Origin of the sequence: Limnohabitans sp. 2KL-51 (assembly GCF_003063645.1) — a bacterium.
Classification (GTDB): domain Bacteria; phylum Pseudomonadota; class Gammaproteobacteria; order Burkholderiales; family Burkholderiaceae_C; genus Limnohabitans_A.
In genome coordinates this window covers 75786-87917 of record NZ_NESJ01000016.1, presented here as the reverse complement: position 1 = coordinate 87917, position 12132 = coordinate 75786, and the positions used below count along the sequence as shown (strand labels likewise).

Genomic DNA, 12132 nt, shown 5'->3' with positions numbered 1-12132 from the left:
ATTCTGAAACGGCAAAAAATGAACAAGTTCTTCAACGCAATACCCGGCGGTGATCTGTTCTGGCGGCGACTGGCACAGGTATTACCTGTGCTGGTTTTCGCCACTTTTGTCGCCTTCAGTCTTTTAAAGCTGGTACCAGGTGATATCGCTGTTACTTTGGCTGGCGATAACGCAACAGATGTCCGTATTGAAGAAATACGAAAACTCTATGGACTTGACCGTTCGTTCTTGGAACAGTATTTCACTTGGATAAGCAACGCCGTTCAGGGTGATTTGTCAAAATCGCTTCTGACGGGTGAGTCGGTCAGCGTCTCAATTGCGCGTTGTTTGCCGCACACAGCGCTAATTGTTGTATTGGCCATGCTGTTCTCTTTCATCATTGGCGCGCCCTTGGGTGTGATGGCTGCCAGCCGTCAGGGCGGCTGGGTCGACAGTTTGGTGATGTCCTTAGCTTCCTTGGGAGTGGCCATTCCCAGCTTTTGGTTGGCCATGCTGTTGATTTCCGTTTTTGCTTTGGACATGGCCTGGTTTCCGGTCACAGGATCTCTCGTATTCAGTTCAGACCCCTTGGGTGCTATCCACCATGCCACCTTACCTGCACTTGCATTGGCCGCCGGAGGGATTGCTGAAGTTTCTCGACAGCTTCGCGGCTCACTCATGGAACTTTTACAGTCACAACAAGTAAGAACTTTGCATGCCAAAGGTTTATCGCCGATGCGAATTTTGTGGAAGCACGGCATGAAGAATGTCGGTGTGAATTTGCTCACCGTATTGACCTTGATGGCCAACCGTATGCTGGCCGCAACAGTGGTAATTGAGGCAGTTTTTGCAATCCCAGGTATGGGCAGCTTGATTGTGAAAGCAGCGCTCCAGCGGGACTTCCCTGTGGTGCAAGGTGTCGTGCTGGCGATGGTGGTGATTGTGTTGCTTCTGAACTTGTTGGCAGATCTTTTGTACGGGGTCATTGACCCCAGGGTGAAGTGATATGAAGGAAATGGACCACCTCTCCAGGCCTAGCGGTTTCCAATGGCTTATTCAATGGCTACAGCGCGATAAGCGTGCAGCGTTGAGCTTCGTTTTTCTTTTGACCTTGCTGTTTGTTTCACTCACAGCTGAATGGATCGCACCGCACTCTCCCACCGAGCAGCACCTGAGCAACACAATGGCTGCGCCGTCGAAATTGAATTGGCTTGGAACGGATGACTTGGGCCGTGATATTTTTAGCCGATTGTTGTTTGGTGCGCGAGCTGCTTTGTACGCCAGTTGCTTGGCCGTTTCGATTGCGGTGTGCTTAGGCGTACCCATTGGAATCTGGGCTGGGTACATGGGCGGCTGGCTCGATGAGTTGGTAGGACGCATGATCGACACCTTGTTGTCTTTTCCTGCCATCGTGCTGGCCATTGCTGTGACTGGGGCACTGGGCATTGGGCTGACCAACGGCATGATCGCCGTTGGCATCGTGTTTGCTCCACAGTTGGCACGTTTGGCTCGCGCTAAAACTCTAGTGGTTCGGCAAGAGTTGTATGTTGATGCGGCACGCTGTTTTGGATCGTCAACTCGACATATTTTGTGGCATCACATCCTGCCAAATGCGCTGCAACCCGTGTTGGTGCAAGTCACTATTTTGCTCGCAGGAGCTCTGCTGGCAGAGGCCAGTCTGAGTTTTCTCGGTTTGGGTATTCAGCCTCCTGATCCGAGCTGGGGCGCGATGCTTGCTCGTGCTTATCAGAGCATGGAAATTGCACCAGAGCAAATGTACGCACCCGGCATTGCAATTTTGCTGACTGCCATGGCATTCAACAGTTTGGGTGAGTCGTTACGCAAAGTGTTGGATCCAACAAATCAACGACTTTAATTTCAGGAACCGCCATGCCAAGTTTGAACATCACCTCTGAAATTGCGGGTCAAGTCTGGAAGATCCAAGCCGCTGTGGGCCAAAGCGTTACTACAGGCGAAAGCGTGATGATCATGGAGGCCATGAAGATGGAAATTCCCATAGAAGCACCTCGCGCTGGTGTGATCATGGAAATATCGGTACTTGAAGGTGAAACGATCAAAGAGGGGCAAATCGTGGCCCGCTTAGAAGTCTAGATTTTTACGCACCATTGATCAGTTGGAATGTATAACTTAGGAGCATGGGCATGACACCGCAAGCATTATTTGACGACATGGTGGCTCAGGGCGACATTGTCTTGGACAAGCTCGACGAATGTGCATTGCGCATGCCCGACAAGGTTTACATCTACTACGGCGAAGACAATATTCAACTTACTTTTTCTGAATTCAAAAGAAGAACCGATCGCATGGCGGCGGGCTTGATTGAGATGGGAGTCCAGCCAGGTCAATCTGTGAGTGTGTTGACAAGAAACTCACTGGTAAGTGCTTTGGCCATGTACGCTATTTGGCGTGCAGGGGCTGTATTTGCACCGGTGAATTTCAATTTCCGTGGTGCATTGTTGCAATATCAACTCAACGATACGGCACCTTTCGCTTTGATCACCGATCCTTCATTTGCTGAAATCTTGAATGAGATCTCTGCGGAAGTGCAATTGCAACGGCTAATTGTTCACCAACCTCAAGCTTCGGATCATGATTACGTGGCCACCGAAAATGCAACCATGGCCTCACGGTTTGAGTGTACCGATTTAAGCCGATTGCAAGCTTGCTCTGCCCCCTTGCCACAGCTGGTGCGCAGTCCCTTTGACATTGCCAATATCGTTTATACCTCTGGTACCACTGGCCCCTCCAAGGGCGTTGTGCAACCGTTTCGCTGGATGAATCATTACAGTTATCCCTTGCGCATGGCGACGACAGCTGACGATATCTTGTATTGTGATTTGCCGATGTACCATGTCGGCGGCGCTTTTGCTGTGGTGACAAAGGCCATCTGGTTAGGCAACACTGTGGGGTTATGGGACAAGTTCAGCCCCACCAAGTTTTGGGATCGCATTGCCCAATGCCAAGCCAGTTGTTGTATTCTGTTGGATGTGATGATCCCCTGGCTGATGAGTGCGAAGCCTTTGGCATCTGACAAAGCCAACTCACTCAATAAGGTGCACATGCAGCCTTTGCCTGCGACTCACAATGAGGTAGCTACACGTTTTGGTATCGATTTTGTGAGCTGTGGCTTCGGTCAAACCGAATCGGGTGTTGGCTTCACAGGGATCATCGATGAGTTGGGTGATGTCCAAGGCACACCGCTCAGTATGTGGAAGGGGCTGCACAAAAAAGACTACGTTGCTTCGTGCAAGTCCTCAGGACGTCTGGTGGTAAATGGGCGTGAGCCCCTACCTAAAGGTTTCATGGGCTTGCCAAACCCTTTATTGGAAGTCGCAATTTTGGATGAGGATGACAACGCATGTCCTCCGGGTGTGGTGGGACAACTGGCTTTCCGGCCCAGATTTCCAGGTTTGCTGCTGGACTCGTATTTTCGCAAACCTGATGCCACGATCAAGGTGCTGCGCAACTGCTGGTTTCACACCGGCGACGCTTGCAAAGAAAGCACCGATGGATCAGGTACCTATTTGTTCATTGACAGAATGGGCGGTTTTTTCCGTGTTCGAGGAGAAAATGTTTCCTCTTATGAAGTTGAGTTTTTGATCGCCAGTCATCCCTGCGTGAGAGCCTGTGCTGCGGTTCCTTTGCCGGCGCTTGTTGGCGACGAAGACGACATTGCTGTGTTCGTTGAGTTGAAAGAAGGTTTGACCTTGTCTGAGTCTCAATTACTTGAACACGCCATCAAAGTAATGCCCAAATTCATGCAGCCAAAACATATCCGGTTTGTCACTGCGCTTCCAGTAACACCGACCAACAAAATCGAGAAGTACAAGCTAAAGCAGCTCATTTTGAGCGAGCTGAAATTGAACTGATGAGCTCCATCTGAAGCGAAAAAATTTTCTAATGTTTTTTAATTTTTTATTCACCTGAATATCACAGTGGGTATTTGCGCCGAACCGCAGTCCCCCCCGATCGGCCCTAGGACCATCCGCATACCGGCGCTGTGCGTGATGAACGCAAGGTTGCGCAACACCCCCCGTAAAATCGCCCCACTGCACAGCCCGGGACGCGCGGCAACGTGGTGCTCGCCCTCCCCTGCTTAAGCGGGGGCCAGGGGATTCGGCCGCGACTTGTTTCACCCCTAACAATGGACAAGTCCATGACCACGCTGCTGATCCACCGCGCCCGCTGCATCGCCACCCAAGACGATACCCACTCCGAACTGAAAGACGCCTCGCTCCTGATCCGCGACGGCCGTATCGAACGCATCATCCCCGCGACCGAGAACATCGACGAACTGCTCACGCAGGTCGATGAAGTGATCGACGCCCGCCGCCATGTGGCGGTGCCGGGGCTGATCAACACGCACCACCACATGGTCCAATCACTTACGCGGGCGATACCGGCGGTACAAAACGCCGAGCTGTTCAGTTGGCTCAAAGGCCTCTATCCGATCTGGGTGGGCCTCACGCCCGAGATGGTGCGCATCTCTAACCAGGTGGCCATGGCCGAGCTGCTGCTGAGCGGCTGCACCACCAGCTCAGACCACCTGTACATCTACCCCAACGGTGTGCGGCTGGACGACAGCATCGAGGCCGCGCACACCATGGGCATGCGCTTTACCGCCACACGCGGCAGCATGAGCGTAGGCGAGTCACAAGGCGGCTTGCCACCCGACAGCGTGGTCGAGCAAGAACCCACCATTCTGAAAGAAACCCAACGCCTGATAGAGACCTGGCATGACGCCAGCTATGGCTCGATGACGCATGTGGCCGTGGCCCCCTGCTCGCCCTTCAGCGTGAGCCAGGACCTGATGCGCGAATCGGCAAAGCTGGCCCGCGCCCACGGCGTGCGCCTGCACACCCACCTGGCCGAAAACGACCACGACATCGCTTATACGAAAGAAAAGTTCAACTGCACCCCCGCTCAATACGCCGAAGACTTGGGGTGGGTGGGCCACGATGTGTGGCACGCCCACGGCGTCAAGCTCGACGAAGAAGGCACGTACCTGTTCGCCAAAACCCGCACCGGCATTGCCCACTGCCCGTGCAGCAACATGCGATTGGCCAGCGGCATCTTGCCCCTGCGCAAAATGCTGGATGCAGGCGTGCCCATTGGCCTGGGCGTGGACGGCAGCGCCAGCAACGACGCGGCGCATTTGCTGAACGAAGCCCGCCAAGCCATGCTGCTGGCGCGTGTGAGCCGTGCGATGGAAGCACCACGCGTCGAAGACGGTCGCACCGTTTACGGTTGTGACCGAGGCCCCTCCGAGATGACACCCCGCGACGCGCTGCGCTTGGCCACACGCGGCGGCGCCGAAGTGTTGGGGCGCGAGTATGAGCTGGGGCAAATCAAAGAAGGCTTTTGCGCTGACATCGCGATGTTTCGCACCGACACGCTCAGCATGGCGGGTGGCGCGGTGCATGACCCGGTGGGGGCGCTCTTGCTATGCGCCAGCGACAACGCTGACTACACCATCGTCAATGGCCGCGTGGTGGTGCGCCAAGGCGAGATTGCCACGGTGGACATGGGACCGTTGATCGAGCGGCACAACCAACTGGCCCTGCAGTTGGCGCTGCGGTGACAGTTAACCCAGCGCTGAAGCGTGCGCCATCCTTCGAAAGAACTGTTCAGCACTCAGCTGTCAGCCTTCACGCCGACTTCCTGAATCAAGGTCCTCCAGCGCATCAGGTCTTCGCGCAAAAAGCGGGCAAAAGCATCGGGCCCCAAGCCTGTGGGCTCCAGTCCCTGGCCCCGCAATGCCTCCATCACTTCTGGCAAGGCCAGTATTTGCGCCGAGTCTGCCGCTATCTTGTCCACAATGCTGCGCGGGGTGCCCGCGGGTGCCAACATGCCAAACCAACCACTGGTGTCCATCTTGGCCACTCCCGCTTCACCAAATGTGGGGACCTCAGGCAAAACCTTGGATCGGACCGCACCCACCAAAGCCAGTGCGCGGACACGCCCGCTCTTGATGTGGGGCATGGCGGTACCAATGGAGTTGAATGAACTCACCACCTGCCCACCCATCAGGTCAACAATCGATGCCGATTCGCCTTTGTAGGGAATGTGCGTCAAGTCGATGCCCGCGCCTCGCTTGAGCGTTTCGCCATAGATGTGAAATGAAGAAGCGTTGCCAAAAGACGCATAGTTCAGCGGCGCACCACTGGCCTTGGCGGTCTTGGCCCCTTGGATGAATTCAGTGATGGATTTGTAGGGCGAGTCACTCCGCACCAGCAAGACCACCTCTGAGCGAATGAACTGAACAATGGGTGTGAAATCTCGCTCAGGATCCCATGGCACCTTAGGCAGCAAAGCAGGCGCTTGCACCAAGGAGGTGAAAGTCGACAACAAGGTGTAGCCATCGGCGGGTGATCGCGCCACGAAATCGGTGCCAATCACCGTGGTGGCCCCCGGCTTGTATTCCACCGTCACGGGTTGGCCCCAACGAATCGCCAGCTTTTCTGCCACCATGCGCGTCACCCGGTCAGGGCTACCGGCGGGCAAACTGGGCATGATGATCTTGACGGGCTTGGTGGGCCACGCATTGGCTGTTTGGGCAAGGGCATGCGTGCCAGATCCTGCGATGGCAAGGGCCAGGAGTGCCCGAATTAAAGTGCTGCGTTGGTGATTCATGGTGAAGCCTCAGTGGGGTTGCAAAGCATCGGTGCGCTCAAGAATCCAGGGCATCACATCCGATGCGAACAAAGAAACAGACCGTTTTGAAGCAGCAAATGGCAGGTCGCCAAAGGCGAAGCGCGTGAGCACAAAATTGATGCCAGAGACCTCGATTTGATGCAGCAACTGCTCGCGCACAGTTTCCGGCGTGCCCGCCAAGGCACGGCCTGCGCCCGCCAATTCGTCCCAAGTAGACGGAAAGTACGCACCGGGCTTGGTGCCGTGTTTCTCCCACAGGTACATGAAACTTTGATACCAACGTGCGTAAGCCTGACGCGCAAGATCATTGGCTTCTTTGTCTGTGGCAGCAATCACCATGTGCCGTGTGGTGCCCATCAAAGGCAACGAGTCAGCGCTGTGACCAGCAGCGGCCCACTCTTCACGGTAACGGTCTGTGATCACCCGCATGCGGTCCAGGGGGGCATTGCCCACCACATTGCAGCGGTTGGCCACGCACCAACTGACGCCATTGGGGTCACCCACCCCGTACCACAAAGGCGGGTGGGGTGTTTGCAAAGGTGCCAAGGTCATGGGCACGTCTTTGTACTGGTAAAACTTGCCTTCGTGGGTCAATTCAGGCGAGGCCGCACGACCCGCCTTCAAAGCCTTGATCAGCACCTCATAGGACTCGAGGTAACGTTCATGGGCCTCGTCCGGGTTGACACCGTAATAACCCAGCTCATAAGGCGAGATGCCTCGGCCCACGCCCAATTGAAAACGGCCACCGCTCAAATGGTCGAGCATGCAGACTTCTTCGGCCAGACGCAAGGGGTGGTAAAGGGCCAAGGTGTAAACCAGGGGTCCAAACAGCAAACGCTTGGTTCTTTGGGCCACCGCAGAATGGAATACAGAAGGTGAAGGTGACATGCCCAAAGGCGTGGCATGGTGTTCAGCCGTCAGGTAGACGTGGATACCCACCCTGTCGTATTCCTCAATCAGTTGCAGTCGCTCTTCATAGAAATCCCTCAACAGCACACCACTGTTGTCAAGGTGGTCAAAAACGCCGAATTTCATAGAGACATCTCAGTCATGAGTCTGGGCAACATAGCGCAGCACTCTCATGCAACAGTATCCGTTATTCACGGCACACGGCGTCTCGTGGAAACCCCTAGCCATGCCTTGGTATGAACCACACCGAGTCCGCGGCGTGACAGCACATCCGAAGCTTCTTTTTATGATGAAGTCCATGAATTACGCCCCTTCCGACCTTTTCGCTTTTGCCGACCAACTATTGCAAACCGCAGGCTTGCCACCGGACAAGGCCCAGGCCGTAGCCGACGTGTTGCTGGAAGGCGATTTGCTGGGCCACACCACGCACGGCCTGGCCTTGCTCGCCCCTTATCTGGCCGAACTGGAGTCGGGCAAGATGCGCAAAGAAGGCCAGCCGCTGGTGGTGTCGGACCACCCGGCCGCAGTGACCTGGGATGGCCAGCGCCTGCCGGGTCCTTGGCTGGTGTTGCAAGCCATCGAACTGGCCACACAACGTGCCCACACCCAAGGCACCTGCACGGTGGTCATCCGGCGCAGCCACCACATCGCTTGTCTGGCGGCTTACCACCAGCGCGTGACCGATCAGGGTTTCATGATGCTGCTGCATTGCTCGGACCCGAACACCGCCAGCATCGCGCCCTTTGGCGGTCTTGACCCGGTGTTCACACCCAACCCGATGTCGGTGGGCATTCCCACGTCGGGCTTGCCGGTGCTGATCGATGTGTCCACCTCGTCGACCACCAACGGCATGACGAACCGCCTGCACAAAGAGGGGGGCTTGTTGCCTGCCGAGTGGGTGATGGATGGCCACGGTCAGCCCAGCCGCGACCCGGCGGTGCTGTTCAACGAACCCAGGGGCACGATTTTGCCGCTGGGCGGCATGGACTCGGGCCACAAGGGCTACGGTCTGAGCTGGATGGTCGAAGCCTTGACCGGCGGGTTGTCAGGCCATGGCCGTGCCGACTCGCCTGAAGGCTGGGGCGCCACGGTGTATTTGCAGATCATCGACCCCCGCGCTTTCGCAGGACAAAGCGCCTTCAACACGCAGATGGACGAAGTGTCACGCCAATGCCATGCCGCGCGGCCCGCACAGCCCGACCGCTGGGTACGCACGCCAGGCGAGCGCGGCCTGAAGCTCAAGGCCGACAGCGCCAGTCAGGGCGTGGCGCTGTATCCCAACATCATGCCCATGTTGGTGCCTTGGGCCGAGAAGTTCAAAATCGCTGTGCCCTCATCGGTCTGAGCAATAACGGACTGAGCGACCGCACTCAGCAAAAAACAACCCGGCACAAGCCGGGTTGTTGGGGTTTTCAAAAGCGCTTGTTCAAGCCATAGAATCAGGTTTGCGCAGCATGCGCAACAACATCGGTGCAAACCACACCAAAGCCGTCACTATGGCCAGACACAGCGCGATGGGTCGGGCCACAAAAGCGGTCAAGTCGCCGTTGGACTTGATCATTGAGGTGATGAAGTTCTCCTCCAACATGCCGCCCAACACCACGCCCAAAATGGCAGGCGCTGTCGGGAACTTGTTGGCTTCCAACAGATAAGCCAAGATACCGGCGACCAACATCACACCAATCTGAAACACCGAGTTGTTGATGGCAAACGTACCGACTACGCAAAACAGCAAGATCATCGGCATCAAAATTTCACGCGGCACCTTGAGGATGCGCTTGGCCACCTTGATGCACAAAATGCCCAAGGGAATCATGATCAGGTTGGCCAAGATGAAGAGCAAGAACACCGCATAAATGTTTTGCGGATTGGTGGTGAACAAGGTCGGGCCGGGGTTCATGTTCTTCATGTACAGCACGCCGATCACGATGGCCGTGATCGAGTCACCCGGAATGCCGAACACCAGCGCCGGAATCCACGCGCCCGCCAAGGCGCTGTTGTTCGCCGAGCCCGATTCCACAATGCCTTCCACATGCCCGGTGCCAAATTTTTCGGGTTCTTTGGAAAACTTCTTGCTCATCGCGTACGACATCCAGGCCGCGATGTCAGCGCCCGCGCCCGGCAAAGCGCCCACGGCGGTGCCCAACACACTGCCTCGCAAAATTTGTTTGGGGTATTTTTTGGCCAAGGCCCATTGGCCCTTGAGCACACCGCCCACCTCTTCCACCACCAATTCTGCAGGCGGGCTGGTGTCCACCACGTAGCGGATGATTTCGGAGATGGCGAACATGCCAATCATCATGGCGATCATGCCGATGCCGCCCGACATTTCGGTGCTGCCAAAGGTGAAGCGCGGAAAACCGGCCGGGTTGCCCAAGCCCACACACGCCACCAGCAAGCCCAGGAACAACATCATCAGCCCCTTGACCGGCGAACCGGTGGAGATGAAGACCGCGCAAGTCAAACCCAGCAGCACCAACCAGAAGTACTCGAAAGAGCTGAAATTCAGCGCAAAGTCGGCCAAGGCAGGCGCCGCCACGATCAGCACCGCCGTGCCAAACAAGCCCCCCACCGCCGAAAACACCAGGCCTGCGCCCAGCGCTTTTTCGGCCTGGCCTTTGCGGGTCATGGCAAAGGCTTCGTCGGTGTAAGCCGCCGATGCCGGCGTGCCCGGAATGCGCAGCAAACAACCTGGGATGTCCCCGGAAAAAATCGCCATGGCCGTGGCTGTGACCATGGCCGCCACCGCTGGGATCGGCGGCATGAAGAAGGTCACGGGCACCAACAGCGCAGTGGCCATGGTGGCGGTCAGTCCCGGCACTGCCCCAACGAAAAGGCCATAAAAGGCGGCAAGCACCATCACCATCAAGGTGTAGGGCTCAAACACCATCGAAAAAGCTTGGCCAATGGCTGTCCACATGAAACTCGACTCCTCAGACTGTCATCGTCATTTGGGTGAAAAAGAGTAGGTCACTGCCCTTACCAAGCGAAGGGCGTCAAGATGCCCCACGGCAAGGGCACGCGCAGCAATTTGTAAAAAGCAAAGTGAACTACCACAGTGGCCACCAGCGCCCAAAAGACCGAACGGCCCCAAGCCACTTGCAATGATCTGAACAAGGTCACCAGCATCAAAAATGCGGTGATGAAAAATCCCAGCTCATCAGATAGCAAGATGTAAAACACCACCGAGCCCAGCAAGGCGACCAGCGCCTTGGTGTGCCGTGGCGAACGCACCCAGTCTTCCCACTCAATCCAAGGCCCCTCTGAGCGGGCACGCCAGCCTTGCCAGACCAGCAAGGCCCCGCCCACACACAGGCCCACCGCAATCAAGCCCGGAAACAAAGCAGGCCCGACCGGTTGACCGGGAATGTTGGGGTAAGCACGCACGGCCCAAAGCACCGCAGCGCCCAAGGCCATGAGCACAAAGCCCCAAATAGCGTCGTTGATTTTCATGCGCAGGCTTACTTGACCAGACCCACAGCCTTCATGGTCACGCCCATTTCGGCATCGGACTTGGCCATGAATTTGGCCATGTCATCCGGCCCGCCATAAATCACACCCAGGCCACGACTGGTCATGAAGTCGTTGTAATCCTTGCTGGCCACGGCCTTGCGCACGGCTTCGGCCAGCCTGGTTTGAATCGGTGCGGGCAAACCTTTGGGGGCCAGCACACCGCGCCAGGCCGCCATGGTCCAGTTGCTGCCTGTGGCCGATTTGAGGGTCGGCACATTGGGGTACAGCGTAGAAGGCTTGGCGTCCATGATGGCCAGGCTCTTGACCTTGCCCGCATCGATCAGCGAACGCGCTTCGGGCAGGGACACCGGAGCCACTTCCACACCCCCAGCCACCATGTCTTGCAAGCCGGGCGCTGCGCCGTTGCTGGGCACCCAAGGCAATGCAGCCGGGTCGATTTTCTGGTCGAGCAACAAACCGGCAATGGCCAAATGCCAGATGCCGCCCTGGCCTGTGCCCGAGGCTTTGAACTTGCCGGGGTTGGCCTTGATGGCAGCCAGCAAGTCATTCACGTTTTTGTAAGGCGAATCGGCGCGCACCTGAATGCCCGCCGGATCGGCATTGACCAAACCGATGGGTGTGTAAGAAGCGCCAGTCAACTGGGTCAAGCCCTGCCAGTGCATCATGCCGATTTCGACCGTGGCGAGACCAATGGTATAACCGTCAGCGGGTGCCGAAGCAATGGCCGCATGCCCCACGACACCGCTACCGCCTGTGCGGTTGACCACTGTGACGGGTTGGCCGAGGTCTTTTTCGAGCAAGCTGGCCACGATGCGGGCCACCGCATCGGTGCCGCCACCTGCGCCCCAAGGCACGATCATGGTGATGGGGCGGACGGGATAATTTTGAGCGGCAGCAGGCAGGGCAGCTGCCAAAAAAGTCAGACCAGCAACAGCGCTGGCAACCAAAGTACGGCGTGAGCGATTGAACATGGGTTTCTCCTTGTGATTTGAACAGCCGGACCCACGGGGACCTGCTGAATCCAAGATATACCCATTCGATCGTCATACCAATAGGGTCAACCATAGCCCCAGTAACTCTGGCGACTGTCTCTTG

At 56.6% G+C, this 12132-nt stretch carries 11 protein-coding genes; 6 read left to right on the top strand and 5 right to left on the bottom strand.

The genetic code is table 11. The features are described from left to right. Positions 1–18: 18 nt before the first annotated feature. From B9Z49_RS16630 to B9Z49_RS16610, 5 genes are all read left to right on the top strand, one after another. Positions 19–984 (top strand): ABC transporter permease, encoded by a 966-nt coding sequence (locus B9Z49_RS16630; protein ID WP_108354548.1) that lies wholly within the window; start codon positions 19–21, stop codon positions 982–984. A 1-nt stretch (position 985) separates the two neighbouring features. Then, positions 986–1855 (top strand): ABC transporter permease, encoded by an 870-nt coding sequence (locus tag B9Z49_RS16625; protein WP_108354547.1) that lies wholly within the window; start codon positions 986–988, stop codon positions 1853–1855. Positions 1856–1869: 14 nt separating this feature from the next. After that, positions 1870–2091, top strand: coding sequence for an acetyl-CoA carboxylase biotin carboxyl carrier protein subunit (locus B9Z49_RS16620; protein ID WP_108354546.1), 222 nt, complete (start codon positions 1870–1872; stop codon positions 2089–2091). Between the two features lie 50 nt (positions 2092–2141). After that, on the top strand, positions 2142–3869 hold the full coding sequence (locus tag B9Z49_RS16615; protein ID WP_108354578.1) for an AMP-binding protein: 1728 nt from the start codon (positions 2142–2144) through the stop codon (positions 3867–3869). 287 nt (positions 3870–4156) lie between these two features. Next, positions 4157–5581: an 8-oxoguanine deaminase gene (locus B9Z49_RS16610; protein WP_108354577.1), complete on the top strand. Its 1425-nt coding sequence runs from the start codon at positions 4157–4159 to the stop codon at positions 5579–5581. A gap of 53 nt (positions 5582–5634) precedes the next feature. Here B9Z49_RS16610 and B9Z49_RS16605 read toward each other — a convergent pair whose 3' ends face one another. Both B9Z49_RS16605 and B9Z49_RS16600 read right to left on the bottom strand, forming a co-directional pair. Continuing rightward, positions 5635–6633, bottom strand: a complete 999-nt coding sequence (locus B9Z49_RS16605) for a tripartite tricarboxylate transporter substrate binding protein (RefSeq protein ID WP_108354545.1) — start codon at positions 6631–6633, stop codon at positions 5635–5637. A 9-nt stretch (positions 6634–6642) separates the two neighbouring features. Then, positions 6643–7689 carry an LLM class flavin-dependent oxidoreductase gene (locus B9Z49_RS16600; protein ID WP_108354544.1) on the bottom strand — a complete coding sequence of 349 codons (1047 nt, stop codon included), beginning with the start codon at positions 7687–7689 and terminating at the stop codon, positions 6643–6645. A gap of 172 nt (positions 7690–7861) precedes the next feature. Here B9Z49_RS16600 and B9Z49_RS16595 point away from each other — a divergent pair, with 172 nt between their 5' ends. Beyond that, positions 7862–8908 carry an Ldh family oxidoreductase gene (locus B9Z49_RS16595; RefSeq protein ID WP_108354576.1) on the top strand — a complete coding sequence of 349 codons (1047 nt, stop codon included), beginning with the start codon at positions 7862–7864 and terminating at the stop codon, positions 8906–8908. 81 nt (positions 8909–8989) lie between these two features. Here the strand turns inward: B9Z49_RS16595 and B9Z49_RS16590 are convergent, their stop codons facing one another. The 3 genes from B9Z49_RS16590 to B9Z49_RS16580 are packed head-to-tail and all read right to left on the bottom strand — an operon-like array spanning position 8990 to position 12008. Next, positions 8990–10483 (bottom strand): tripartite tricarboxylate transporter permease, encoded by a 1494-nt coding sequence (locus B9Z49_RS16590; RefSeq protein WP_108354543.1) that lies wholly within the window; start codon positions 10481–10483, stop codon positions 8990–8992. A 59-nt stretch (positions 10484–10542) separates the two neighbouring features. After that, positions 10543–11016: a tripartite tricarboxylate transporter TctB family protein gene (locus tag B9Z49_RS16585; RefSeq protein WP_108354542.1), complete on the bottom strand. Its 474-nt coding sequence runs from the start codon at positions 11014–11016 to the stop codon at positions 10543–10545. 8 nt (positions 11017–11024) lie between these two features. After that, the gene (locus B9Z49_RS16580; RefSeq protein WP_108354541.1) at positions 11025–12008 is read right to left on the bottom strand and encodes a tripartite tricarboxylate transporter substrate binding protein; all 984 of its coding nucleotides are present in this window, start codon (positions 12006–12008) and stop codon (positions 11025–11027) included. Positions 12009–12132 lie beyond the last annotated feature (124 nt).